Source organism: Collinsella sp. AF11-11, assembly GCF_003465485.1.
Classification (GTDB): Bacteria; Actinomycetota; Coriobacteriia; order Coriobacteriales; family Coriobacteriaceae; genus Collinsella.
The window spans coordinates 308,685-334,054 of sequence record NZ_QSAS01000001.1 but is presented as its reverse complement, the minus strand read 5'-3'; the positions used below and the strand labels follow the sequence as shown (position 1 = coordinate 334,054).

The 25,370-nt window shown below is 57.8% G+C and carries 20 protein-coding genes; 14 read left to right on the top strand and 6 right to left on the bottom strand.

What is annotated here, in order from left to right:
- Positions 1-266 precede the first annotated feature (266 nt).
- The 4 genes from DWV58_RS01505 to DWV58_RS01490 all read right to left on the bottom strand — a co-directional run bounded on the left by DWV58_RS01505 (position 267) and on the right by DWV58_RS01490 (position 6,276).
- Positions 267-1,298, bottom strand: coding sequence for a 3-deoxy-7-phosphoheptulonate synthase (locus tag DWV58_RS01505; protein ID WP_117775937.1), 1,032 nt, complete (start codon positions 1,296-1,298; stop codon positions 267-269).
- A 309-nt stretch (positions 1,299-1,607) separates the two neighbouring features.
- A complete protein-coding gene (locus DWV58_RS01500; RefSeq protein WP_117775936.1) occupies positions 1,608-3,464 on the bottom strand; it encodes an ABC transporter ATP-binding protein in 1,857 nt (618 codons plus the stop codon).
- Complete coding sequence (locus DWV58_RS01495; RefSeq protein ID WP_117775935.1) at positions 3,464-5,830, bottom strand: ABC transporter ATP-binding protein; 2,367 nt, start codon at positions 5,828-5,830, stop codon at positions 3,464-3,466. Before DWV58_RS01495 ends, DWV58_RS01500 begins: the two co-directional genes overlap by 1 nt.
- The gene (locus DWV58_RS01490; protein WP_117775934.1) at positions 5,827-6,276 is read right to left on the bottom strand and encodes a MarR family winged helix-turn-helix transcriptional regulator; all 450 of its coding nucleotides are present in this window, start codon (positions 6,274-6,276) and stop codon (positions 5,827-5,829) included. Before DWV58_RS01490 ends, DWV58_RS01495 begins: the two co-directional genes overlap by 4 nt.
- A 250-nt stretch (positions 6,277-6,526) precedes the next feature.
- Between DWV58_RS01490 and DWV58_RS01485 the strand changes: the two genes are divergently transcribed.
- The 14 genes from DWV58_RS01485 (at position 6,527) to DWV58_RS01420 (ending at position 23,085) form a co-directional block, all read left to right on the top strand.
- Entirely contained in the window at positions 6,527-7,276 is a 750-nt protein-coding gene (locus tag DWV58_RS01485) for an SDR family NAD(P)-dependent oxidoreductase (protein WP_006234857.1), read from the top strand.
- Positions 7,277-7,384: 108 nt separating this feature from the next.
- The gene (locus DWV58_RS01480; protein ID WP_117564719.1) at positions 7,385-8,398 is read left to right on the top strand and encodes a 2-keto-3-deoxygluconate permease; all 1,014 of its coding nucleotides are present in this window, start codon (positions 7,385-7,387) and stop codon (positions 8,396-8,398) included.
- Between the two features lie 469 nt (positions 8,399-8,867).
- A complete protein-coding gene (gene pflB / locus DWV58_RS01475; protein WP_117629918.1) occupies positions 8,868-10,919 on the top strand; it encodes a formate C-acetyltransferase in 2,052 nt (683 codons plus the stop codon).
- 85 nt (positions 10,920-11,004) lie between these two features.
- Complete coding sequence (gene grcA3, locus DWV58_RS01470; protein ID WP_117583521.1) at positions 11,005-11,256, top strand: autonomous glycyl radical cofactor GrcA3; 252 nt, start codon at positions 11,005-11,007, stop codon at positions 11,254-11,256.
- 301 nt (positions 11,257-11,557) lie between these two features.
- Positions 11,558-12,568 carry a LacI family DNA-binding transcriptional regulator gene (locus DWV58_RS01465; protein WP_022094949.1) on the top strand — a complete coding sequence of 337 codons (1,011 nt, stop codon included), beginning with the start codon at positions 11,558-11,560 and terminating at the stop codon, positions 12,566-12,568.
- A 183-nt stretch (positions 12,569-12,751) separates the two neighbouring features.
- The gene (locus DWV58_RS01460; RefSeq protein ID WP_035137642.1) at positions 12,752-14,134 is read left to right on the top strand and encodes a family 43 glycosylhydrolase; all 1,383 of its coding nucleotides are present in this window, start codon (positions 12,752-12,754) and stop codon (positions 14,132-14,134) included.
- 45 nt (positions 14,135-14,179) lie between these two features.
- Positions 14,180-15,631 carry a PTS transporter subunit EIIC gene (locus DWV58_RS01455; protein WP_052044095.1) on the top strand — a complete coding sequence of 484 codons (1,452 nt, stop codon included), beginning with the start codon at positions 14,180-14,182 and terminating at the stop codon, positions 15,629-15,631.
- A gap of 101 nt (positions 15,632-15,732) precedes the next feature.
- Positions 15,733-17,175: a glycoside hydrolase family 32 protein gene (locus DWV58_RS01450; protein ID WP_117775933.1), complete on the top strand. Its 1,443-nt coding sequence runs from the start codon at positions 15,733-15,735 to the stop codon at positions 17,173-17,175.
- A gap of 276 nt (positions 17,176-17,451) precedes the next feature.
- Positions 17,452-18,306, top strand: a complete 855-nt coding sequence (locus DWV58_RS01445) for a DegV family protein (RefSeq protein ID WP_233502578.1) — start codon at positions 17,452-17,454, stop codon at positions 18,304-18,306.
- A gap of 186 nt (positions 18,307-18,492) precedes the next feature.
- Positions 18,493-19,311, top strand: a complete 819-nt coding sequence (gene pflA, locus DWV58_RS01440) for a pyruvate formate-lyase-activating protein (protein ID WP_117654955.1) — start codon at positions 18,493-18,495, stop codon at positions 19,309-19,311.
- A 580-nt stretch (positions 19,312-19,891) separates the two neighbouring features.
- Complete coding sequence (locus DWV58_RS01435) at positions 19,892-20,725, top strand: serine hydrolase (protein WP_158564499.1); 834 nt, start codon at positions 19,892-19,894, stop codon at positions 20,723-20,725.
- A gap of 78 nt (positions 20,726-20,803) precedes the next feature.
- Positions 20,804-21,541 carry a 5'-methylthioadenosine/S-adenosylhomocysteine nucleosidase gene (gene mtnN, locus DWV58_RS01430; protein WP_233540472.1) on the top strand — a complete coding sequence of 246 codons (738 nt, stop codon included), beginning with the start codon at positions 20,804-20,806 and terminating at the stop codon, positions 21,539-21,541.
- 42 nt (positions 21,542-21,583) lie between these two features.
- Positions 21,584-22,174 carry a ribosome biogenesis GTP-binding protein YihA/YsxC gene (gene yihA / locus DWV58_RS01425; RefSeq protein WP_055252447.1) on the top strand — a complete coding sequence of 197 codons (591 nt, stop codon included), beginning with the start codon at positions 21,584-21,586 and terminating at the stop codon, positions 22,172-22,174.
- A 278-nt stretch (positions 22,175-22,452) separates the two neighbouring features.
- Complete coding sequence (locus tag DWV58_RS01420) at positions 22,453-23,085, top strand: helix-turn-helix transcriptional regulator (RefSeq protein ID WP_117775949.1); 633 nt, start codon at positions 22,453-22,455, stop codon at positions 23,083-23,085.
- A gap of 332 nt (positions 23,086-23,417) precedes the next feature.
- Here DWV58_RS01420 and DWV58_RS01415 read toward each other — a convergent pair whose 3' ends face one another.
- Both DWV58_RS01415 and thrB read right to left on the bottom strand, forming a co-directional pair.
- Positions 23,418-23,948: a DUF5626 family protein gene (locus tag DWV58_RS01415; protein WP_117775930.1), complete on the bottom strand. Its 531-nt coding sequence runs from the start codon at positions 23,946-23,948 to the stop codon at positions 23,418-23,420.
- 382 nt (positions 23,949-24,330) lie between these two features.
- A complete protein-coding gene (gene thrB / locus DWV58_RS01410) occupies positions 24,331-25,212 on the bottom strand; it encodes a homoserine kinase (RefSeq protein WP_117775929.1) in 882 nt (293 codons plus the stop codon).
- Between the last annotated feature and the right edge of the window lie 158 nt (positions 25,213-25,370).

Here is a 25,370-nt window from a genome sequence, read left to right as displayed (position 1 = left end):
GATTTTGCCTCTTGACAATGTCCTGCTCATATTAAAAGGAACGTCCCTAACTGTCACGACTACCTCAAAAGAAGCGTCCCCAAGTGCCGGCTTTGGCAACGCCGATGTCTTGGCAACGACAGCGAAAGCCCGCCAGAGCGAGCAAGGTGCCTTGAAACGAGGCGGCATTGACTTTTTGGTCATACCGCCGAAGTTGAAAGGCAGATTGCCGCACTGGCGGGCTTGTAGCGTCGGCCGGTTACGGCGTTTGGCAAAACGCCGTAACTCTAAACCCGCTCTGCGATCTCGTGGATGAGGTAGTCGGTCTTTTCCCAGCCCAGGCACGGGTCAGTAATCGACTTACCAAAGACACCGCCATCGACCGGCTGGTTGCCGTCCTCAAGGTAAGACTCGATCATAAAGCCCTTGACCAGCTTGGAGATGGACTCGTTGCGGCGGCAGCTGTCGAGCACCTCCTTGCAAATGCGGTACTGCTCCAGCGGGCGCTTACCTGAGTTGTCGTGGTTGCAGTCGATGACCGCCGCCGGGTTGGCGTAGCCGGCATGCTCGGTATAGCGCTCGGCCAGGCGTTCCAGGTGTTCGTAGTGGTAATTGGGGTAGGTACGACCGTCGAGACCGATGTAGCCACGCATAACGGCGTGCGCGAGCGGATTGCCGTCGCACTCGACCTCCCAGTTGCGGAAGATGAAGCTCTGGTGTGCCTGGGCGGCGTAGATGGAGTTGAGCATAACGGTGGTCGAACCGGCGGTGGGGTTCTTCATGCCCACAGGCACCGAAATGCCGCTCGACACCAGACGATGCTCCTGGTTCTCGACCGAGCGCGCGCCCACGGCGACGTAGCTCAGCAGGTCGACGAGGTACTGGTAGTTGGACGGGTAGAGCATCTCGTCGGCGGTAAAGAAACCGGTCTCTTCGATGACGCGCAGGTGCATGTGGCGGATGGCCTTGACGCCTTCGAGCAGGTCATCGGGCGCCTCGGGGTCGGGGTTGTGCAGCAGACCCTTGTAGCCGGTGCCCTTGGTGCGCGGCTTGTTGGTATAGACACGCGGAATGATGATGAGCTTGTCCTTGACCTCTTCGGCGACCTTGGCCAGTCGGTTCATGTACTCAAGCACCGAGTCCTCGCGGTCGGCAGAGCACGGGCCGATGATGAGCACTTTGCGTGCGTCCTCGCCGGTAAAGACCTTGGCGACGTCGGCGTCGAATGCCTGCTTTTTGGCGGTAAGCTCGGCGGAAAGCGGCATTTCCTCGCGGATCTCCATGGGGATCGGCAACCTGCGCTTGAATTCCATGGCCATATGGGGCCTCCTTTATCAATTAACGGCAACAATTGGCGAATTCTCGAATGCTCGGCATTATCCGCTGTCGCACGCTAAAGTGCAAGTCCTTGTCACCCCGAAACCTGCCAAAAAGGGACAGGTTTATTTTGGCAGGTTTTACCTGGGCAAACGTTGGCGGGTCCTGGAATGGAATGATGCCACGTGGCTTGGAAGGGGCTGTTAATCAGGTCCCAGGGGAGGTGGTTCGAGGTCCGCAGAACAAAAAATGGGGGCGCTGGTTGTCCTGCGCCCCCATTCTTTGGGTATTGCGGTTGTTTGCCGCCGGTTTTACGCCGCTTCGTCGAACTGCGAGTTGTACAGGTCGGCGTAGAAGCCGCCTTGGGCGAGCAGTTCGTCGTGTGTGCCCTTCTCGACGATGTCGCCGTCGCGGATCACCAAGATCACGTCGGCGTTACGGATCGTGGACAGGCGGTGCGCGATGACAAAGCTTGTACGGCCTTGCATCAGCGCATCCATGGCGCGCTGAATGAGCTCCTCGGTGCGGGTGTCCACGTTGGAAGTCGCCTCGTCCAGAATCAGCGCCGGGCGGTCGGCCAAAATGGCACGGGCGATGGTCACGAGTTGGCGCTGACCCTGCGACAGGTTAGTGCCCTCCTCGTTGATCATAAAGTCGTAGCCACCGGCGAGCGTATGGATAAAGTGGTCGCAGCGTGCGGCGCGTGCGGCGGCCTCGACCTCGGCGTCGGTCGCATCGGGGCGTCCGTAGCGGATGTTCTCGCGGATGGTGCCGTTAAACAGCCAGGTGTCCTGCAGCACCATGGCAAACTCGCCGCGCAGCGCCGCGCGGTCCCAGTCGCGCACGTCGACGCCCTCGACGCGCAGCGAACCGTCGTCCACGTCGTAAAAGCGCTGCAGCAGCTTAATGAGCGTGGTTTTGCCGGCGCCGGTGGGGCCGACGATGGCGATGGTCTGGCCGGGCTGCGCCTCGCAGCTAAAGTCGTGGATGATGGTCTTGTCGGGCGTGTAACCAAACTTGACGTGGTCGAACTCCACGTGGCCGGGGCGCTTTTCGGGAATCTGCGCGTCGACCTTCTGCTCCTCCTCGGGCGCGGCCAGGAACTCAAAGACGCGCTCGGTGGCGGCTGCCATCGACTGCATCGTGTTGCTCACGTTGCCCAGCTGCTGCACCGGCTGCGTAAAGTTGCGAACGTACTGGATAAAGCTCTGGATGTCGCCGGGTGTGGCATTGCCGGTCAGCGCGAGCTGCGCGCCCACCACGACGACGCCCACGTAGCCCATGTTGCCCACCAGACTCATAAGCGGCATCATCAGGCCCGACAGGAACTGAGAGCGCCAACCGCTCATAAAGAGGCGGTCGTTCTCTTTGTCGAACTCCTCGATCGAGGCCTCGGCGCGGTCGAACACCTGAATGACGTTCTGGCCGGCAAAGTCCTCCTCGATAATGCCGTTGACGGCGCCCAGGACTTGCTGTTGCTCGCGGAAGTACGGTTGCGAGAAGTGAATCATCACGGTCAGGATAATCGCGGCGGCCGGCAGCGTGAGCACGGTGACGCCGGTGAGCGGCAGGCTGATCGACAGCATCATGACGAGCACGCCGATAATCTGCGTCACCGACGTGATGAGCTGCGTCACGCTCTGGTTGAGCGACTGGCCGAGCGTATCGACGTCGTTGGTGATGCGACTGAGCACGTCGCCCTTGCTGTGTCCGTTAAAGTAGCTCATCGGAACGACGGCGATCTTGGCGGCGATCTCCTTGCGCATGCGATAGCAGATCTTTTGCGTGACGCCGGTCATGAGCCAGCCCTGGATGAGGCTGCAGACAGAGCTCGCCAGATACAGGCAGAGCAAAAAGCCGAGCGTCTTGGCAATCCAGGCAAAGTCGACATCGCCGGTGCCGTTGACCTTGGCAACTAAGCCCTCGAACAGTTTGGTGGTAACCTGACCGAGCACCTTGGGCCCCACAATGTTAAAGATGACCGAGCACACGGCAAAGGCGACGGCGGCAAACACGGCAATCTTGTGCTGGCCGATATAGCCGAGCAGCTGCCTCATGGTGCCCTTAAAGTCCTTGGCCTTTTCGCCACGACGCATGCCGCCCATGCGGCCCATGGGACCACGCTGGCGGGTGGGCTTGGGAATCTGAGTCTTGGTCTCGTCTGCCATTAGCGCTCGCCTCCTTCCATGACGGCTGCAATTTCTTCTTGGGTAAGCCCCAGCTCCTCGGCGGAAAGCTGCGACTGTGCAATCTCCAGGTACGCCGGGCAGCCGTGCAGCAGCTCCTCGTGCGTGCCGGTGCCCACTACGTGACCGTCGTCGAGCACGATGATCTGGTCGGCGTGCATGATGGTCGCGATGCGCTGGGCCACGACCACGAGTGCGGCGTCGGTGACGTTTTTGGCCAGCTCCTCGCGCAGGCGCGCGTCGGTCTTGTAGTCGAGGGCGCTAAACGAGTCATCGAACACCACGACCTCAGGCTTTTTGGCCAACGCGCGGGCAATGGCCAGGCGTTGGCGCTGACCACCCGAAACATTGGAGCCGCCCTGGCTGATGGGGGAGTTGTAACCGCCCTCGCGCTCGGCGATAAAGTCCTCGGCTTGGGCGATGCGCGCGGCCCGGTGCATGTCCTCGTCGCTCACCATGTTGCCGGCAAACTTGAGGTTGCTCTCAACGGTGCCCGAGAACAGACGACCCTGCTGCGGGATGTAACCAATGCGGCGGCGCAGCTCGGAAAGGGTCATGTCGCGCACGTCGATGCCGTCGAGCGAAATGCTGCCGCCCGTGACGTCGTACAGGCGCGGAATCAGCTGCACGAGCGTGGACTTGCCCGAGCCCGTGGAGCCAATGATGCCGAGCATCTGACCGGCGTGCGTGGTGAAGTTCACGCCGCTGATGACATCGGCGCGGGCGTCGGGGTATTGGAAGCTCACGTCGCGGAAGCACAGCTCGCCGTGCGGCGCGCTGGCCGCGGGCAGTTTGGGCGAGGCGGGGTCGTTGATGCTCGTGGGGCAAGTGATGACCTCTTCCACGCGCTCGGCTGCGACCTCGGCACGGGGCAGGATAACCGAAACCATGGTGAGGATCATAAACGCCATGACGATCTGCATGGTATAGGAGATAAACGCCATCATGTTGCCGACCTGCATCACGCCGTCGGACACACCCTGCGCGCCAAACCAGACGATAAGCACGGTGATGCAGTTCATGACGAGCATCATGAGCGGCATCATAAAGCTCATAGCTCGGTTGGTGTGGAGCTGTGTGGTCATCAGGTCGAGCGATGCCTTGTCAAAACGCTCGAGCTCATGCTCCTCGCGGTTGAACGAGCGGATGGGCATAAGGCCGTCGAGCAGCTCGCGGGCGGTGAGGTTCACGCGGTCCACAAAGCTCTGCATCTTTTTGAACTTGGGCATGGTAAGGCCCATGAGCACGCCGACGACGGCCGAGACCGCGATGATGGCCACGGCGATGGTCCACTCCAGGCCGGTGTGGTTGGCCAGGACGCGCATGACCGCGACGATACCCATGACAGGCGCCATGAGGCACATGCGAATGAACAGAGTCGCTGCCATCTGGATCTGCTGAATGTCGTTGGTGCAGCGGGTGATGAGCGAGGCCTGGCTAAACTTGCCCACCTCGGCCGGCGAGAAGTGCATGACCTTGTTGAAGGTCTCGCGGCGCAGGTCGCGGGCGATGGAGCAGGCGGTGCGCGACGCCACAGCGCCGGTCAGGATGGTGGCGACCAGCGAGATCAGGCACAGGCCAAACATCGTGGTCGCCATGCGGCTCAGGTAGGCGTTCTGCACGTCGGCGGGGTCGATGCCCTGCGCCTTGTACTCGTCCTGCACGTAGGTCACGGCGCGCTGCGTGACGATAGAGCCCGACATGGAGCCCATTTTGTCCGCCATTTCGTTGGCGCCTTCGACGAGCTTGCCCTGGTCGATCAAGCCACCTTCAACGCCCAGACGCAGGCTCTTCATGGTGATCTTGCCGCCGTCGGCATCAATCTGCTTTTGCATGTTCTGTGCCGCTGCGGCCTTCTGCTGCATCTCGGCGAGCTGCTCGGGCGTCATCGCCGCCATCTGCTCGGGGGTGGGCATGTCCTGGGCGGCGCTGTTGTCTTTTTCGCTGGACGTGCCCATCATGTCGCCCATGGAGCTGGCGTCGATGCCCTGGTTGAGCGAAAGGACGACGGTCTCGGGCAGGCTCATGATGTCGGCAATCTTGCCGCCGTCGGCGCGCTCCTCCTCGGTGCCCTTGTACGTTCGAATGCCGTTGTTGTCCGCCTTGCTAAACACGGCATCCACAGCTTTGGCGTCCTTGGCGCCCATAAAGAGCTTGAGGTCATCGAGTGATTCGGCACGAATGGTGTCGGGCACGGGCGAGGCGATGCCGCCTTGCTGCACGCCCACATCGACGATGTCACTCATATACGTAGGCAGCGCTAGGTCGGCATTGCAACTGATTACGATAAGTACGATAGCCGTGAGCAGCGCCAGGACATGTTTTTTAAAGAGCTTGAGAATCCTCACTCGGCATCTCTCCTTTCTTGGTTGCGGTCGATAATTTCGTTGGCACGCCTTAGAAGGCGCACCATCTCTTGGGTATCCGTTTCGCCGAGCTGCTCGAGAAAGGCCGCGGTGCGGTCCTCGAATTCCCGACGTTTGATTTCGAGGTCTTGTCGGCCTTTGTCGGTCACCGTGACGTGTACGCGACGACGGTCGGTTTTTGAGTGCTCGCGCTCGACCCAGCCCTTGCCCTCGAGGGCGCGCAGGATGTTGGCGATGCGGGCGCTCGAGACCCAAGCGCGATCGGCGAGTTCGCTCGGCGTAAGCGAACCGCCGGCGAGCATGAGAGCGCGCATGACGGCCATCTCGCCGCTCATCGCCTGGTCGACAAAACGCGAAACGTGCTGGTGCATGCTGCCAAACTCGGTAAAGAGCTGACGCCCAAGCTCATGGAAATCGGTATCTTCCACCGAAAACCCCTAACACTAGAAACTATTTTCGGTGAAAGATGATACCCGCATATTCGGGCCTCATGCAGTGGGCAATATAAAGAGCGCATAAAGAGTTAAAAAATTCAATTGCTGAAGCGTTTCAAAGAACTATTATGCCCGCGGTTAGGCGAGGGGTTGTCACCACCATGACGACTGGGACTCATTTATCGCCACGTGCGATGCTCCAACTTCCCGCAAGGAGGCACCTTATATAAAGGGGGATGGAGTCATGGCATTTGACTTCACGGGCAAGACCGCGATTGTCACGGGTGGCACTCAGGGCATTGGCCTCGAGATCGCCAAGGGCATCGTCGCGGGCGGCGGACACGTCGCGCTCATCGCAAGGAACGCTGCCAAGGGCGAGGCCGCTGTGGCCGAGCTTGGCGAGGGCAACAAGTTCTATCAGCTCGATGTTGCCGATGCGCCTAAGGCGCGTGAGACCGTCGAGCAGATTTTTACGGACCTGCCGCAAACCAACATCCTGATCAACTGCGCTGGCGTCATCAGCACCAAGAAATTCGACGAGATTGATGACACCGAGTGGCGTCGCACCATCGACATCAACCTCAACGGTACCTTCACTATGATGAACGCCGTGTATCCGCACTTTAAGGCGGCCCATGCCGGCACTATCGTCAACGTGAGTTCCGTTGCGGGCAAGATCGGTGGCGGCCTGCTCGGCACAGCCGCCTACGCCAGCTCCAAGGCCGGTGTTAACGGTCTAACCAAGGCAGTCGCCAAGGAAGGCGGCAAGTTTGGCGTCCGCTGCAACGCCGTGTGCCCGTCACTTACCCTTACCGATATGACCTCGATTCTCTCTGACGAGAACTCTCAGCGCATCATCAACGGTATTCCTCTGGGCCGCGCCGCCCAGGCCAGCGAGCCTGCGCAGATGGTGCTGTTCTTCGCTTCCGACCTCGCCAGCTTCGTGAACGGCGAGATCGGCGACTGCGACGGCGGCATCGTCCTGGACGGGTAATACCCCACGACGATTATTCGGCGACGGTTCCTGCGACTCGGGACCGTCGCCTTCTTTCTGACATAGGCGCGTGCGGCTACGATTCGCATGCATCCAAAGGAGATATATATGAGTGAATCGACTGCGGTGGAGGCGCCGGCGGCAAAGGAGCCGTTCTTTAAGATGTCCTCCATCCCGGGTGCCAATATTTTGGTGCCGCTTTTGTTGGGCTGCCTGCTCAACACGCTGTTCCCCGACCTGTTCAAAACGCTCGGCAGCTTTACGCTCGGCATGACCCAGCAGGGCGCAGGCCCGCTTGTTGGCGCTTTTTTGCTCATCGTCGGTACGACGATTTCGTTTAAGAGCGCTCCTGCCGCCGCTGCCCGCGGCGCCATCATCATCGCCGTCAAGCAGATCGTGGTCGTTGCCGTGTCGCTGCTCATCCTTTATGTATTCAACGACAACCTGTTTGGCATCTCTGCCATGGTGATGCTGGCCGCTTGCACCGGCGCCAACAACGCTATGTACGCTGGTCTGATGGGCACCATGGGCAATGAGGCCGAGCGTGGTGCCGTCGCAATCACCACGCTGGTTGTCGGCCCTCCGGTCACGATGATCGTGCTCGGCGCTGCCGGTCAGGCTCCGATCGGTTGGTCGCTCGTGGGCGCCATCCTGCCGATCGTCGTCGGCATTATTCTGGGTAACCTCTTCCCGAGCTTTAAGAAGATGATGGCACCGGCACTTTCCGCCATCATCGTGCTCGTCTTCTTTGCCATGGGCTCGACCATGACCTTTGGCCAGCTTATCAACGGTGGTCTTCCCGGCATCCTGCTCGGCGTGATCTGCTCGGTAGTCTTTGCAATTCCCGTCATCGCGGTCGATAAGCTCACGGGCGGTACGGGTGTCGCAGGTGCGGCCATTTCGAGCTGCGCCGGAGCCAATGTGGCCACGCCTGCTGCCATGGCAAGCGTCAACGAGGCCATGTACGGCGGCGCGGTGCTCGCGACGGCTACGGCGCAGGTTGCAGCATGTGCTATCGTGACGGCCATTTTGACCCCGCTGGTCACCAGCTGGTGCTACAAGCATTTTGAGGGTCAGGGCCACAGCAAGGCAACGACCGACAAGGCCGCCGCAGCCGCCTAATGCCAAGCGGCAATCAAAGCTAAATAACTAACCATGCCACAGGGCGGTCCCGGGGGAAATCCCGTGGCCGCCCTGCAGTTTCTGCGGGGTCTCTGGGGCACTTTACCCTGCTAAAACTGGCATAACAGCTAGAGTGAACGTCGTACAAAGGCAAGGAAAAATACCAAACAAATCGGTGAACGGTAGTTGTTCGCGCTCGCATTTCCTGCGGATTTGTAAAAAACACCCCAATGTTATAAAAAAAGAAACATATAACAGCCCTGATGAAGGGGGTGGCTATGTTATCCTTCTCAAACGGGTGAAATCTTGGGTTTGGGTTGCAGTTCCAAGGTGGACAAACGTTTTTCCCTGCACCAACGTGTGGTGAAGAACGGAAGAAGCCGGTAGTGCAAGCCGAAAATTCAAGAATTCAATAAGCAGCGGTGTGAGAGAGCGCCGCATTACACGTAACTAGGAGCGTGGTTACACAATGCAGGAGGCATGGGAAGGCTTCAAGGAAGGCATCTGGACGGGAGAGGTTGACGTCCGAGACTTCATCCAGAAGAACTACACCCCCTACGAGGGCGACGAGTCGTTCCTCGCCGGTCCGACCGAGCGTACCAAGGAGCTGTGGGGCGAAGTTCTCGACCTGCTGCTCAAGGAGCGTGAGCAGGGCGGCGTCCTCGATATGGACACCAAGACTGTCACGGGCATCGTGAGCCACCCCGCTGGCTACATCGATAACGCCCACCGCGAGAAGGAGACCATCGTCGGCCTCCAGACCGACAAGCCGCTCAAGCGCGCTCTGCACGTCAACGGCGGTATCCGCATCGCTTGCCAGGCTGCCAGCCAGCATGGCTACAAGGTCGACGAGAACGTTGTCGAGCGCTACACCTTCGAGCGCAAGACCCACAACGCCGGCGTCTTCGATGTTTACACCCCCGAGATGCGTGCTTGCCGCTCGGCTCACATCATCACCGGTCTGCCCGATGGCTATGGCCGCGGCCGCATCATCGGCGACTACCGTCGTGTCGCCCTGTACGGTGTCGACTACCTGATCAAGGACAAGGAGGCCCAGAAGGCTTCCACCCCGACGGTCATGACCGCCGACAACATCCGCGATCGCGAGGAGCTGCAGGAGCAGATCCGCGCCCTCGGCGAGCTCAAGATGATGGCCGAGACCTATGGTTTCGACATTTCCAACCCTGCTACCAACACGCAGGAGGCCATCCAGTGGATGTACTTCGCCTACCTCGCTGCCGTTAAGGAGCAGAACGGCGCCGCTATGTCCATCGGCCGTACCTCTACGTTCATCGACATCTACGCTGAGCGCGACCTTGCCAACGGTACCTTCACCGAGGAGCAGATCCAGGAGTTCGTGGATCACTTCATCATGAAGCTCCGCATGGTCAAGTTTGCCCGTACCCCCGAGTACCAGGCCCTGTTCACCGGCGACCCGCAGTGGGTCACCGAGTCCATCGGCGGCATGGGTGTTGACGGCCGTACGCTCGTTACCAAGATGAGCTACCGCTACCTGCACACGCTCGAGAACATGGGCACCAGCCCCGAGCCCAACATGACCGTTCTGTGGTCGACTCGTCTGCCCGAGAACTTCAAGAAGTTCTGCGCCAAGACTTCCGTCGCCAGCTCCTCGATCCAGTACGAGAACGACGACCTCATGCGCGTTTACCACGGCGACGACTACGGCATCGCCTGCTGCGTGTCCTCCATGCGCATCGGCAAGGAGATGCAGTTCTTCGGCGCCCGCGCCAACCTGGCCAAGTGCCTGCTCTACGCGCTCAACGGCGGTGTTGACGAGGTCTCCAAGAAGCAGGTCGGCCCCAAGTACCGCGCCGTCGAGGGCGATACGCTCGATTACGACGACGTTGTGGCAAAGTACAACGACATGATGAAGTGGCTCGCTGGCGTGTACGTCAACTCGCTGAACATCATTCACTACATGCACGACAAGTATTGCTACGAGCGCATCCAGATGGCTCTGCACGACAAGCACGTGCATCGCTGGTTCGCTACGGGCATCGCTGGCCTTTCCGTCGTGGCTGACTCCCTGTCCGCCATCAAGTACGCCAAGGTCCACCCCGTCCGTGACGAGAACGGCATCATCGTCGACTTCGAGACCGAGGGCGAGTTCCCCAAGTACGGTAACGACGACGACCGCGTCGACCAGATCGCTCACGACGTTGTGCACCAGTTCATGGAGTACATCCGCATGAACGACACCTACCGCAACTCCGTGCCCACGACCTCGGTTCTGACCATCACCTCCAACGTCGTGTACGGCAAGAAGACCGGTTCTACGCCTGATGGCCGCAAGGCTGGCCAGCCCTTCGCCCCGGGTGCTAACCCCATGCACAAGCGCGATAGCCACGGCGCCATCGCTTCGCTGTCTTCGGTTTCCAAGCTCCCGTTCCGCGATGCTCAGGACGGCATCTCCAACACCTTCTCCATCATCCCGGGCGCGCTCGGCAAGGAGGACCAGGTGTTCTTTGGCGATATCGACCTTGATCAGCTGGGCGAGTAACTATTGTTAGTGCTATACTAACAATAACGATTACTGATTAGCGCGCCGGTTTCGGCCGGCGCCTATCGATCGAAGGAGACACATTATGAAGGTTTCTGAAGTTTCCGAGACTCAGGCCGATAACCTGGTCCACATGCTCGACGCTTACGCCGAGAAGGGTGGCCACCACCTGAACATCAACGTCTTCAACCGTGAGACGCTGCTTGACGCTCAGGCTCACCCCGAGAAGTACCCGCAGCTGACCATCCGCGTTTCCGGCTATGCCGTGAACTTCCACACGCTCACCAAGGAGCAGCAGGACGAGGTCATTTCGCGTACCTTCCATGACAAGTTCTAAAGGGGTTTAACTCCCGCAGGATCGCCGGGCCGCTTTGGGTTACTTTCCAAAACGTCCTCGGACATGCAAAGGGCTCCGCTGCGCGCTTCGCGCGGCGGAGCCCTTTGCGTCCTGCGGAAATGTTTTGGAAAGTAACCCAAAGCGGCCCGGCGGGGGTCCTGTGTAGTCACCCTTTAGGCGGAACTCTCCTAATTATTTGGATGAGTCGTTTACTTACTTGTGCTGTTACCGTCTTCCCGCTGTTGTTGGGGTATGCTTTGTTCGTATGTAAACGTTTGACATGTTGATGGGGGAGGGTGCTATGGCTCGCGAGGGCGCTCGTTCTAAGGATTCTGCTAAGCCTGGCATCAAGGAAGTTGCAGCGGTGGCGGGGGTTTCGCCTACTACGGTATCTCGCGTGCTTAATAATCGCGGCTATATTAGCCAAGAGACCCGCGATAAGGTCCATGCCGCGATGGAGCGCATCAACTATACGCCCAACGATATCGCCCGTGCCATGCTCAACGGTCGCCTGAATCTTATCGGTATGATCGTTCCCTTTGTGAGCAGCCCGTTCCATGCTCAGGTTGTGCAGGCGGTTGAGCGCACGTTAGCGGAAAACGGCTTTAAGATGTTGCTGTGCAACAGCGCCAATCGACCCGATCTTGAGCGTTCCTATATTGACATGCTCCGCCGCAATATGGTCGACGGCGTCATCGTCAACTCCCTCAATATCGGTGCCGAGGCATATGCCGAGATGGGCTTGAGCCTGGTTGGCATCGACTGCGATCTTGGCGAGGGCTCTGTCCAGATTGCAAGTGACAGCTATGGCATTGGCGAGCTCGCCACGCGCCGTCTGATTGATGACGGCTGCAGGCGTATCCTGTGCCTGCGCAGCAATAGCCGCATGCGCATGCCTGCCAATAAGCGTACCGATGCCTACCTCGATGTTGTTGAGCAGGCCGGTTTGTCCGCGCTTGTCCGTGAGGTTGAGTTCGTTAAGCCCGACGACGAAAAGGGCGCGGTCGTTGCGAAGATCCTCGATGAGAACCCCGATATTGACGGCATCTTTGCGGGAGACGATACGATGGCGGCCATCTGTCTCAACGTGATGAAGCAGCGCGGCTTGAGCGCTCCAGACGATATTAAGGTCGTGGGCGCGGATGGTGCCCGCCGAACTATGACGTTTATGCCTGACTTAACAACCGTACGTCAAGATATCGATCGCATCGGAGAGCTCGCGGCGCAATCCATCATCGCTCTTATTAACGGCGATAATCCCGAATCGAATATCAAGCTCCCCGTTGAACTCATTGAGGGCAAAACCGCGTAGTTCATCCCGTGCCAAAAGAATTCCTCAAACGCCTCTGATGACCGTTCGCCGGCATATGTCAACCGTTTACCGACGACTGGAACTGCGAAAAGACGTATTGGTATGAAAACGTTTGACATATGAAAACGATTGACATATCTTGCCATTGTACCGAGTTAGTATGTCGTGGAAAGGAAGTCTCGGATGCACAAGGTGTATTACCAGCCTGAGGGAATTTGGGTAGGCGACATCATGCCGTACGGCGAGGACGGCACGTTCTATCTCTATCATCAGCGTGACACGCGTAACCCCGAACCTTTCGGAGAGCCGTTTGGCTGGGCACTCGCTACGACCAAGGATTTCGTCAACTACAAGGACTTTGGCGAGAGCCTTGAGCGCGGCGGCGACGAGGAAGTCGACCAGTACATTTATGCCGGCACGGTGTTTAAGGTGGGCGACAAGTACCATGCGCTCTACACTGGTTGCAATCGCGATAAGGTCCGCGCACGTTTGATGAAGCAGGTTCTTCTTCACGCAACGAGCGACGACGCCGTCAAGTGGGAGAAGAACATCGCCGAGACGCTGCTTCCGCCCCAGGAGGGTTACGATGACCGCAACTGGCGCGATCCCTTTGTGCTTTGGGATGAGGAGAACGAAGAGTACATGCTCATCCTCGGCACGCGTGTGGGCGAGGACAAGCGTCTGATGACCGGCCGCCTGGTCAAGTTCACCTCCAAGGATCTGACCAACTGGGAGTTCCAGGGCGACTGGTGGAACCCGGGCCTGTACACCATGTTTGAGATGCCTGATCTCTTTAAGATGGGCGACTGGTGGTACCTCGTCTTTTCCGAGTACAGCGACGGCAACAAGACCCGTTACCGCATGTCCAAGTCCATCAACGGTCCTTGGATTACCCCCGCTGACGACTCCTTCGACGGCCGCGCGTACTACGCCGCTCGCACCGCATTCGATGGCGAGCGTCGCGTTCTCTTTGGTTGGGTTCCTACGCGTGACGAGGGCGGCGACCCCAGCTCTTACCTATGGGGTGGCACCTTTATGCCCCTCGAGATCGTTCAGCGTGCCGACGGAACGCTCGGCACCAAGCTCCCCGACAGCATGCTTGGCGCCTTTGGCGAGGCTAAGGCAGTCGAGACCTTTGAGCTTTCCTGCGAGTCGGGCAAGGTCGAGCAGGTGCTCGCCGCAGATGCCGGCTCCACCTACTTGCTCGATGCCGACATTGAGCTCGGCGGTAACGCTGCCGGCTTCTCGGTCAAGTTCGCCGAGGACGCCGAGACCGGTCTTGCCTATGAGTTCCGCGCCAACCTGCGCGAGGGCAAGCTCGAGTTCACGCCGGCTCCCCAGTACCCGTGGTTCCAGGTCAACAACATGGGCCTCGAGCGTCCGTTGTTCTTTAAGGGCGAGGGCACTCACCATGTGCGTCTGGTCGTCGACGACGACATCGCGACCATCTTTGTCGATGACGTTGCGCTCAACGCTCGCTTCTGCAACAAGCAGGGCCAGGGTGTGGCGCTTACCGTCACCGACGGTGCGCTCAAGTGCGCAAACGCAACGATCGCGTCTCTGTAGCGGCAACGAACCGTTTTATGATTTAGAAAAGGAATGGAGAGGAACATGGACTACAAGGCAGTGTCCCAGCAAGTCGTCGACAACGTCGGCGGACTGGAGAACATCGAGGGCGCCACGCATTGCGTGACCCGTCTGCGTCTGGTGCTCAAGGATACGAGCAAATACAACAAGGCCGAGCTCGAGAACATCGATGGCGTCAAGGGCGTGCTGTACAACAGCGGCCAGCTCATGATCATCTTCGGCACCGGTACCGTCAACAAGGTTTACGATGAGTTTATGGCTCTGACGGGCGTTAAGGAGATCAGCGCTTCCGAGGTCAAGGGCGCCGAGGCGGACAAGAAGGGCAAGTTCTTCTCGGTCCTCAAGGTATTCTCGGACATCTTTATCCCCATCATTCCCGCCTTCGTCGGCGCTGCAATCATCATCGGCCTTAAGTCGCTGATCGTTGCCAACGGCCTCTTTGGCATGGAGGGCAGCCTCGCCGATCACAGCGAGTTCCTCAAGAACCTCGCAAGCTTCTTTGCCATTATCGCCACCACGTTCGACTACCTGCCTGTCCTGGTTATGTACAGCGCAGTCAAGCGTTTTGGCGGTAACCCGATCCTGGGCATCCTCGTCGGTATCGTCATGGTTCACCCGAGCCTTATGAACCGCAACACGTTCGTTATGGACCCGACGGGTGCTGAGTACTGGAACTTTGGTCCGCTCTCCATTCCCATGGTTGCTTTCCAGGGCGGCGTGTTCCCTGCAATTCTGACCGCCTGGTTTATGGCCAAGGTCGAAAAGATTGCCCAGAAGTACATCCCCGAGGTCGTTTCGTTCGTCTTTGTCCCGACCGTTACCCTGATTCTTGCTAACGTCGCCCTGTTCACCGTGTTCGGCCCGCTCGGTAACCTGATCGGTGACGTCCTCGCCGGCGTAATCGATATCCTGTACAACAGGATGGGCGTCTTTGGTGCCTTTGTCTTCGCCGCGTTCCTGCAGCCGCTCGTCGTTACCGGTACGCATCAGTTCATCCAGGGTATCGAGGCAAACCTTGTTGCCACGACTGGCTTCAACTACATCCAGGCCATCTGGTCGGTTTCCATCATCGCCCAGGGCGGCGGCGCCATCGGTATGTACCTCATTCACAAGAAGCACTCCAAAGAGCGCAACATCTGCATGTCGTCCTTTATCCCGACGCTGGTCGGAATCTCCGAGCCCGCTATCTTTGCTGCAAACATGCGCTATTCGATCATTCCGTTCATCTGCGCATGCATCGGTGCAGGCTGCGGCGGTGCCTTCGTCAAGCTCTTTGAGGTGCGCGCTATCGGTCAGGGTCTGACCGGCGTGCTTGGCCTGCTCATCGTCACGCCCGAGACCCTCGTGTGGTATGTGGCTGGCAATCTCATCGCCTTTATCGTGCCAATCGTCTTGATCTTTGCCTACAACAAGGCAAAGGGCGTGCCGACCACCGATGAAGAGGGCGCTGGCGCTGGCTTCGACGTTAGCTTCTAGTTGAGCCGTTCAGTGTAATCTGAGGATAAGTCCATTTGAGGAAGGGCGTTCGACTCGTGTGAGTCGAGCGTCCTTCCCCATAGACGAGAAAGTCAACGGCGATGTTTAATCAAAAAAATAAGGTGACACGCGCGGACTATGAGCAGTGGCGTGCCGGACAGGATGAGACGGCGGGTCGCATCGCGTCCGACCCCGATAGGCTCCTGTTCCATGTGGAGCCTGAGCTTGGCTGGCTCAACGACCCCAACGGTTTGGTTCAGATTGGTGATACGTATCACATCTATCATCAATACGATCCGTTCGATGCTGCGCATGGCGGTCCAGTGCTTTGGAACCATCTGACGACAAAGGATTTTGTGACGTACGAGAATCGCGGCCCCGCGCTGTTCCCCGATTCCGATTTGGATTCGAACGGAGCGTATTCTGGTTCTGCCTTTGTACGTGATGGCAAGATTCACTACTTCTATACCGGCAACGTCAAGCATTTTGATCGCGATGATTACGACTACGTGTTGACGGGTCGTGAGCAAAACCAGATTCATATGGTTGCGGAGAACCCCGACGAATTGGGCGAGAAGCGCATAGCTGTTGGACCGGTCGATTACCCCGACGATATCGGTACGCACGTGCGCGACCCCAAGATCCTTGAGCACGATGGTATCTACTACATGGTTCTGGGCGCTCGTACGAAAGACGACCGTGGCTGCGTGCTTGTCTATACCTCGCGCAATCTTGAGGACTGGAGCTATGCGACGCGCATTGAGTTGGGCGAGAAGTTTGGCTTTATGTGGGAGTGCCCCGATCTGTTTGAGCTCGATGGCGAGCTTATTCTCGTTTGCTGTCCGCAGGGTGTGCCTGCCGATGGTTGGCGTTACCGCAATCCGCATCAGTGCGTGTGGTTTCCCATCGAGGCCGATTGGGAGGCGCCGAGCTTTAAAATCGTCGGGCAGGGCATGCCCCCGATGGTCGATGCCGGTTTTGATTTCTATGCTCCGCAGTCCTTTGAGGATGCTGCAGGCCGGCGATTGATGATCGGATGGTCGGGTTGCCCCGATGCGACGGCGGAAAACCCGACGGTGGCGCGCGGGTGGCAGTGCGCGTTGACGGTGCCGCGAGAGCTGAGCATGCGCGATGGTAAGCTCTGCCAGCAGCCGGCGCACGAGATTGAGAGGATGCGCGGCGGCTGCGTTCGTGCTGTAGGCGGAGAGACAGTCGAGGAGCCGGGCCGCCTGTTTGATCTTGTGGTTTCCTGTGAGGGCGCCAAGATGGTCGAGCTCGAAATCCGCAAGGGTGTCTTTGTGCGTTATGCGGAGGGGATGCTTACCCTCGATATGGGTAATGAAGGCTATGGGCGAGACCGGAGGTCGATTGAGCTCAGCGAGCTTCGCGACCTGCGCGTGCTTTCGGACACTACGATGGTCGAGATTTTTGCCAACGGCGGCGAGGCAGCACTTACGAGCCGTACCTATTCGCCGGCGGTTTCGGCGATGGGGTTGCATGCCGAGGGTGCGGCGTCGATGGATTTCTACCGCCTCGCGCATTAACCGTGCGTGGAGCACGATTGGACTTGCCGGGCGGAATGTGTCGCAGTTGCCGCAGCGAACTACCGTTTATCGTGTATAGCTACCGTTTGCGGAGTAAGTAACACATTGTTGCAAACCGTGTAGAATCCTAAATAAGCACGGAGTTTTCCAGGGAGACGCTGTCCTTTGTTGTGTGCAAGGGGCGGCGTCTCTTTGGCGCTCTGCCGCCGTTGTGCAACAGTGCGGCGGCGCGTGCCATGTATTGAAAAGCCAATGTCGAGATGGGTCGTGATAATAATGGGCAAGTACGTAATCGTGGTTGAGTCTGGGTCGGATGTGACGCCGGAGCTCTGCGAGCGCTACGGCATCGTGCGCGTGCCCATGCACGTCACAGTTGGTGACGAGACCGTTGAAGATGGTTCAATCGATCCGCTCGAGATTTACTCGCGCTGCAACGAGCTCGGTGTTATGCCTAAGACGAGTGGCTGCGCGCCTGCGGATTTTGCTCACGTGTATGACCGTATCCATGCCGAGCAGCCCGACGCGACTATTCTGCATCTCGCGTATTCCGAGGCCACGACCTGCTCACATCAGTCCTCCAAGATTGCGGCTAAGGGCCGCGACTACGTATTCTCCATGGATACGCGTTTTGTCTCGGTGGGCCAGTCGCTCGTTGCCGTCGAGACCGCCAAATATATCGAGGCTCACCCCGATGCCACCGTCGACGAGATCTTTGCATTTACGAACTCCGTCATGGACCGCGTGCTGCTGGGCTTTGTTCCCACCGATCTGGCCTTTCTTAAGGCGGGCGGTCGTCTGTCCAACGTGGCATTCCTTGGCGCCCACCTGCTCAAGATTAAGCCCTGCATTGAGGTAACGGGCGGTAAGTTCGTGGCAACCAAGAAGTTCCGCGGCTCTATGCTCAAGTGCGCCCGCGCCTTTATCGACCACATGGTTGCGAAGGGCGAGATTGACTACTCGCACATTGGCCTGGCGTATTCGGTAGGCCTTTCCGAGGAGCTGCGCGACGACATGGAAGTCTATGCGCACGACCTGGGCTTTAAGGACGTTACCTGGACTCAGGTCGGCGGCGTCATCTCGAGCCATTGCGGCCCGACCGCCTTTGGCGCGGTGCTCACGCTCAAGGCGTAACGCCTGGCGTCTATCGATTTCTATTGCCTCGGCGGCGGGCGGGTTGCGACAACCTTCCTGCCGCTTTTGCATGGGGCCAAATAGGACAATCCAATTGACCGCTAAACCGTTTCGCCATCAAGCATATAGGCTAGAATGACTCTGGCATTTATGTAGCTAAAACCAATGAGAGGCAAGGTAGCGGGAATGGCTGAGATGACGCTCGAGGGTGTGGACGCTCGTCCTGAGGACTCCGCGTTTGCCCTGGGCCGCGTGCATTCGATTGAGACGATGGGAACGGTCGATGGACCCGGCATCCGCTTTGTGGTGTTTGTTCAGGGCTGCCCCATGCGCTGTGCGTATTGCCACAACCCCGATACCTGGTCGGTTAACGGCGGCACCATGGTGACCGTCGAACACCTGATGGACGAGTTCCAGAGCAACCATGAGTTTTACCGCAGCGGTGGTATTACAGTGTCCGGCGGTGAGCCGCTCCTGCAGCCCGAGTTTTTGGCCGACCTATTCCGCGCCATGCACAACAACCCCGATGGTCGCGTGCATACCTGCCTTGACAGCTGCGGATATGCGTTTGACCCCAACCACCCCGAGAAGTTCGATGCTGTGCTCAACGAGACCGATATGGTGCTGCTCGACATTAAGCACGCCGATCCCGTCGAGCATAAGAAGCTGACCGGTTGCGATCCCGCACGCATTCTGGCGTTTGGTGATGAGCTCGCGCGTCGCAAGATCAAGGTCGTTATCCGTCACGTGGTGGTGCCGGGCATTACCGACACGGTGGAGGAGTGCGAGGCGCTCGGTCGTCTGATCGCCCCGTGGCATAACGTGGTCGGCCTGGAGATGCTGCCGTATCACACGATGGGCATCGTCAAGTATGAGCAGCTGGGGATTCCCTATAAGCTTGAGGGCGTGCCTCAGATGGATACCGCGCGCATGCCCGAGCTGCGCAACGCAGTCATGACGGGCATGAAAAAGCGCCGTGCGGAACTCAAAAACGCCATCGGCTAGCAGCACTCATTGGGGACAGACTTAAATGAGTGCCCCCGGGCACCTAGTTGATTGCTAAAGAGCCCCGTCAAGTTGCGGTGGAATAGTTCCTGTTTATCGGCTAATACCGCCCAAACAGGAACTATTTCACCGCAACTGCGTTTTGGGCGGAGATGCGCAACAGAATCGGTGTTTTTGCATAGATACGCCTGTATTTTGTTTAGAGACACCTTAAACGCGACTGAATGTCTTCGGTAAGAAATGCCTGCTCGGTATTATGCTGCTCGTATATGAATGGTAGCAGTCAGGAGACCACGTGCGAAAGGGCGCATCGCGGGACGAGTATGTGCCGCAACATGGCAGCAGATATGAGACGAAGGGCACGTCTTCGCGTGGCCTTGCAGACGCTCGCATCCGCGGGGTGAAGATTGCCGCCATTGGGATGCTAACGTTGGCGGTTATTATCCTCGGAATTACCGCCAAAACCTACGCGTCGGAGCGAATGGCGCACCCAGATGCGTCAACGGTACAGATGCAAAACAAAAAGGTCTCTGAATCTAAAGCCACCGCAAGTCAAACCCTGTCGACAGCGAGCCTCAAGATGAGGCTTTCGAAGGCGGACTTTAACGATATTCCCTCAGGCGATACCGTGCAGACCTTCTCACTGGCTGAAGACCAGATCCCCGCCCTGGAGGATGAGAGCCTCGCCGCGCTCCAAGATGCCCTTGATCAGGCCCAGGAATTGGGCGATGTGGGCGTGGTGTTTTACGATCTGTCGAGCGGCAAGGGCGTGACGTATAACGCGGACGCCGAGGTGTACGGTGCGAGCAGTTATAAGGCGCTCTATGTACTCTACATCTGCGAGTCGCTGGTCGAGACGGGCCAGGTCTCACTCGATGATTCTCTTGGCACCTATGGTGGCTACAACATGGGCTGGCAGACGGTGCGCGACCTGATCGAGGCCGCGGTCGTTAATTCGGACAACGATTCGTTTATTGCGTTACGCGCGGCGTTTGACCGTGTCGGTTACGAGAATTGGATTGTCAGTCTTGGCATCGATTGCGATACCGCGCTCGATCCGATGAGTGATTTTCCCACCTATTGCCCGCGCACCTCAGCCAAGCTGTGGCACGAGATGAGCGAGTATTTGAGCTGCGATACCGAAACATCGCAATGGCTGTCGGGCCTTCTGGCCTCCACGACCCGATCGTTTATCCGTGACGGCATTGCGGACGAGCAGGTTCTGGTGCTCAACAAGGCTGGTTGGATCAGCGAGGCAGGTTGCAACGCGACGTGCGATGCGGGTCTCATCGATGTCAACGGCGACACTTACGTTATGAGCATCATGACATCGATGCCATGGAGTGACCATTCGAGTGAGGTTGTAGCCGCCATTGCCAGAGCCCTCTACGATACGCGTGCCGCGCTGGTCTAACGGCTTCGTATTGCGCGGATGAGCCAAAATGCTGGTACCATACCGTGGATAAGCAGTTTCACAGGTTTGGGGGATGGTGTGCCTACCATCGCAATCATCGGTGCGCTCGAAAAAGAGGTTGCGCAGATTAAAGAAGAACTGAACGGCGCTCACATGTCGCAAGAGGCGGGCTTGACCGTTGTAAGCGGTGAGCTTGACGGTTTGACCGTGGTCGCAACGACGGCAGGTATGGGTACCGTTAATGCCGCTGCCGCAACGCAGCATCTCATCAGCAAATATGCTCCGCAGGCCGTTGTGTTCTCGGGCATTGCGGGCGGCCTGAACCCCAAGCTCCACATCAACGACGTGGTTATAGGCGGGTGTCTGCGCTACCTGGATACCGATACGGCGCTCATCGCCGAGTCGGCGCCGGAGCTTGAGGAATTTGCCTCGACACCGGCTCTGGTTGATATTGCAACCGCCGTGCTTGTCGAGCATGGGTTTGTGGACGCATTGTTGGATGCGGAAGTTGCGGAGAAAGACCCCAAACAGTTCCTGAACGGCACCATCGCTACGGGCGACCGCTTTGTGACGGGTGATGCCATGCGCACTGCCGCCATCGAGGCGACGCATGCCGATTGTGTCGAGATGGAAGGTGCGGCAATCGCGCATATTGCAGCCAAGAACGGTGTCGATTGTCTGGTGCTGCGTGCTATCAGCGATAATTGTGATGAAGCGTATGACGCGTTTTGCGAGCGCGAGTTCGATCTGGACGAGTATGCCCGCACGGCGAGTGACATTACGCTCGATATCGTCCGCCGCATTGCCGCTGCGTAATCGTGCATCCATATTGTAAGAACCTACGACCAAGGAGTATCCATGGCCGATTCCATTAACTATCAGCTTGCCAAGTTCGTCGCCAGCTATGGCAAGGTTTCGCAGATTCCCGAGTCCACCTGTCCCGAGGTGAGCTTTGTGGGCCGCTCCAACGTGGGCAAGTCGTCGATTATGAACAAGCTCTTTGGCCGCAAGAACCTGGTCAAGGTTTCGAGTACGCCGGGCAAGACGAGCAACATCAACTTCTTCGAAGCCGATGACGTGCACTTTGTCGACCTGCCGGGCTACGGTTTTGCCCGTCGCTCCAAGGCCGAGCGCGACCGCTGGGCCGAGCTTATCGGCGACTTTTTCGACTCCGAGCGCAGCTTTAACTTGGTCGTCTCGCTGGTGGACATTCGTCACGACCCCAGCAAGCTCGACCACGACATGATTGACTACCTACAGGGCAACGAGTTCAACTTTATCGTCTGCCTCACCAAGGCCGACAAGCTCAGCCGCACCCAGCAGGCCCGTCAGGCAGCGGCCATCAAGAAGCAGCTCAACGTCCCGGCCGAGAACGTGATCATCACAAGCTCCCAGACCGGCACCGGCATCGACGAACTCAAGCGCCGCATCGCCGAGGCCTGCCTCTAATCAGGCTTTAGCTCACCAAAAGCTCCTATCTATATCACCTCAGTGATAGTTATTGGTAAACTATCACTGAGGTGATGTCAATTGGTTCCGAGTATTATCCCAGGCGTTTTGAGCGAGAGCAGAACGCGCGGCGTAAGTACTTGGACACCATAAACGGGTTCGACCCTGAGGGTGTCTACATTAAGGATTTAATGGCGGGGAAGGTTGATTAAATGATCCCAGAGTTAATGGATTGTGGGCCGAGTAGGACATATCCCGTCTGTTATCTCGAGGACGCAATGAACAACCTTGGCGACTGCTTTGACTACGCCGTAAACGACTATGGAGCAGAAGGATCCGAAGTCGCTGAACTCTTTTGTTTGAGCGGCGTGGCTCGTGAGTTTGAACGTGGAAACGCATGGGTCGTATCGGGAAAATCGGGCGTTGAGCTATTCGCGCTTATTGCCGAAAGGTCTGGCTACCAGGCGGGGTCGATGCCAGATCGGACCTATCGATTTGAGAAGACACCGGAATACTGGACGGGCTGGATATTGGCGTATCTGCAGTGGCGTCTAGGGGTTTCTTTTGAAGACCTGTTGCATGTCGTTCCGTTTGATGTGCTGCGCAGCCTGTACTACCCCTGGCACGAAGCCTCGGAAGAACGCGTAGCGCGTCTTGTTTGCGATATGGCGAAGAAAACACCTCGTCAAACCAAACTGGCGCTAGCAAGAAAGAGGCTCAAGAAAACCCAGCAAGACTTGGCATACGAATCGGGCGTATCGCTCCGCTCGATCCAAATGTACGAACAACGCCAGAGAAGCATCAACGAAGCATCGGTAACAACCGTAAGGGATATGGCGAAAGCCCTACACTGCAACATCGAAGACCTCCTAGAGCCAGTCTTCGAATACAAAGAAACCAGCGCAGCCTAACCCAATATATTGCCAAGGTTTGTATCTAGTAAGCGCTCCTTACCAGCAAGAGTCCCTACCAATAGAAAGCGGTTTAAAGGGCCGAAATCGTATGAATGGCATTGCGACTTCCAAATGGGCTGACTGCTGCTTGAAAAGCTATAGAAATAGGGGCCGACTTAACGGCCCCAAGCATCGCATAAATGATGTATACGTTTTATCAACTATTTCTTGTTTTTAAACCATTTGCAGATACGCCAAATAACCACTCCGATGAGAATCAAAACGAGAGCGATTGTAATGTCTGAGTGTGCAGGAATAGGGGTCATCGAACTTCCTCAATTGATGTGAGTCTAGTTTGCATAGGTGTGGAGCGTGCTGCCTTCCATGGTTGCTTGCAACACGGCGATACCGGACGCCATCCCCATCGATTCATAGTTGAGTCGATATGTCGCCTGTTTCGAGTTCCATATAAAGGACTCGTTTGTTACCGTACAGCCGATAGTCGTATAGTTTTGTCCCCAAGCGCTGGTAATGAGCGAGTTCGCAATCTTGATCTTGAATTCGCGATAAATAAAAGGACTGTTGTAATAGATAGTCCAAGTTCCAGAAGCATTGTTGTAGTAACTGTCCCATATCAGGCTGGGCTCATTGGTTTTTTTAATTCCTATTACTGCAACGGTCCCATCCTTAAGCTTGATTTGATGAGACTGCTCGGGACCTTTCGTTAAATCAAAATCTTGGGTTGCGCCAGAAATTGCGACAGCATCGCTTTCTGCAGCATAAGCAGTCGAAGGGCTAAACGAGAAACATATCGGTAATATCAAAAGTATCGAGAGGAAAAACGAAGCTTTGAGTGTGCGTAACACTTTGACCACCTCCATACTGCGATGCCTAGTTAAATAGTAGCATAGATAAACAGTTTATTATGTAACCTAAAAAGCCCCTATCTGCCCAGCGCCCCTTCAAAGCGTGGGTTCCTGTAGACATTCTCAGCAAGGTAAACGCAGGGATGGTCGGGGTGTTCCCCTCAAAATCATTCCGCAGCGCGAAGGCCCCTCGTCCGTAGCTCCGTAGGAGCACAAGATTAAATCAGCGAATGCGATTATCCTGACGAGGCCGCGCAGGTCCCCTTGGGGCTTCCCCTGAAAACAATCCGCAGATCGAATTGCCCCGTCGCGCGAAGCGCACGACGGGGCAATTCATGATCGAGGACGTTTTCAGGGGAAGCCCCAAGGGGACCGGTGAGAGCAATGAAGCAGGGCGCTACAGGTATTCGATCTGGGCGCCTTCCGTGTCGCACGTCAGAATATGCGTGTCACACTTGGGGAACTGCTCACGCAGCTTGACCTGCAGGAACTTTGCCACGATGGTGTCATCAGTTACGGCCATGAGGGTCGAGCCGGAGCCACTGATCCAGATGGTCTTGGCGCCGCCGTTAAGGCAGGTGTCGCGCACGGCGTTGTAGTCGGGGATGAGGCGGCGGCGATAGGGCTCCTGGATGCGGTCGTCATTAGCGGCGGCAATCAGGTCTAGGTCACCAGTCTCCAAACCGCGCGTCATGCCGGCGATGCGGCCCATTTGCCATACGGCGGTGGAGAGCGGAATCTCCTGCGGCACGACCTTGCGCGCCTCGCTCGTATGCACCTCGTAGGGCGGAATCACGGTAATAAAACGCAAGCGATCGCTCACCTCGTAGCGCAGGCACTGGGGCAGCGAGTCGGTCGGCGTAAAGGAGCAGACGGCGCCGCCCAGGATAGCGGGGGCGACGTTATCGGGATGGCCCTCGACCTCGGTGGCGATGCGGACGAGCTCGGCGCGGTCGACGGTGTGGCCTGTCAGCGCGGCGGCCGCCATGATGCCGGCGACGACGCAGGTGGAGCTGGAACCCAGGCCGCGAGCGACGGGCACGTCGGTCTGAATGTCGATAGCGACGGGAAAGGCCGGCTCGCTCCAGGCGGCCAGAGCATCGACAAAGCTCACGTAGACCAGGTTGTTCTCGTTTTGGAACTCTTCGGGGCATCCGGTGATGGTGAGCTTGTCGGCGCGCTCGAAGGTGAAGTGCGAGTAGAGGCTGACGGCCATGCCGAGGGTATCGTAGCCGATGCCTAGGTTGGCGCTCGTTGCTGGGACGGTGATTTTGATCATGTGAGTCCTCCTGGCGTGCCTGGCTGTTTAGTTCGCTGCTCGGGCAGTCCTGCGCAAGACGGAAAGCACATTAAGTGCTTTCCTTTGCGTGCGGAACTCGCGACGAACTAAACAGCCAGGCACGCTGTGCGCGTTCGTCATCATCCCGGGGGTTATCT

Bases quoted from the DNA above. Each gene is read 5' to 3' on its own strand.
- DWV58_RS01450 (WP_117775933.1), top strand. From the start codon at position 15,733: ATGTTTAATCAAAAAAATAAGGTGACACGCGCGGACTATGAGCAGTGG.
- DWV58_RS01485 (WP_006234857.1), top strand. From the start codon at position 6,527: ATGGCATTTGACTTCACGGGCAAGACCGCGATTGTCACGGGTGGCACT.
- yihA (WP_055252447.1), top strand. From the start codon at position 21,584: ATGGCCGATTCCATTAACTATCAGCTTGCCAAGTTCGTCGCCAGCTAT.
- pflA (WP_117654955.1), top strand. From the start codon at position 18,493: ATGGCTGAGATGACGCTCGAGGGTGTGGACGCTCGTCCTGAGGACTCC.
- DWV58_RS01435 (WP_158564499.1), top strand. From the start codon at position 19,892: ATGAGGCTTTCGAAGGCGGACTTTAACGATATTCCCTCAGGCGATACC.
- DWV58_RS01505 (WP_117775937.1), bottom strand. From the start codon at position 1,298: ATGGCCATGGAATTCAAGCGCAGGTTGCCGATCCCCATGGAGATCCGC.
- DWV58_RS01465 (WP_022094949.1), top strand. From the start codon at position 11,558: ATGGCTCGCGAGGGCGCTCGTTCTAAGGATTCTGCTAAGCCTGGCATC.
- DWV58_RS01460 (WP_035137642.1), top strand. From the start codon at position 12,752: ATGCACAAGGTGTATTACCAGCCTGAGGGAATTTGGGTAGGCGACATC.
- DWV58_RS01500 (WP_117775936.1), bottom strand. From the start codon at position 3,464: ATGGCAGACGAGACCAAGACTCAGATTCCCAAGCCCACCCGCCAGCGT.
- DWV58_RS01420 (WP_117775949.1), top strand. From the start codon at position 22,453: ATGAACAACCTTGGCGACTGCTTTGACTACGCCGTAAACGACTATGGA.
- thrB (WP_117775929.1), bottom strand. From the start codon at position 25,212: ATGATCAAAATCACCGTCCCAGCAACGAGCGCCAACCTAGGCATCGGC.
- DWV58_RS01415 (WP_117775930.1), bottom strand. From the start codon at position 23,948: ATGGAGGTGGTCAAAGTGTTACGCACACTCAAAGCTTCGTTTTTCCTC.
- grcA3 (WP_117583521.1), top strand. From the start codon at position 11,005: ATGAAGGTTTCTGAAGTTTCCGAGACTCAGGCCGATAACCTGGTCCAC.
- pflB (WP_117629918.1), top strand. From the start codon at position 8,868: ATGCAGGAGGCATGGGAAGGCTTCAAGGAAGGCATCTGGACGGGAGAG.
- DWV58_RS01480 (WP_117564719.1), top strand. From the start codon at position 7,385: ATGAGTGAATCGACTGCGGTGGAGGCGCCGGCGGCAAAGGAGCCGTTC.
- DWV58_RS01455 (WP_052044095.1), top strand. From the start codon at position 14,180: ATGGACTACAAGGCAGTGTCCCAGCAAGTCGTCGACAACGTCGGCGGA.
- DWV58_RS01445 (WP_233502578.1), top strand. From the start codon at position 17,452: ATGGGCAAGTACGTAATCGTGGTTGAGTCTGGGTCGGATGTGACGCCG.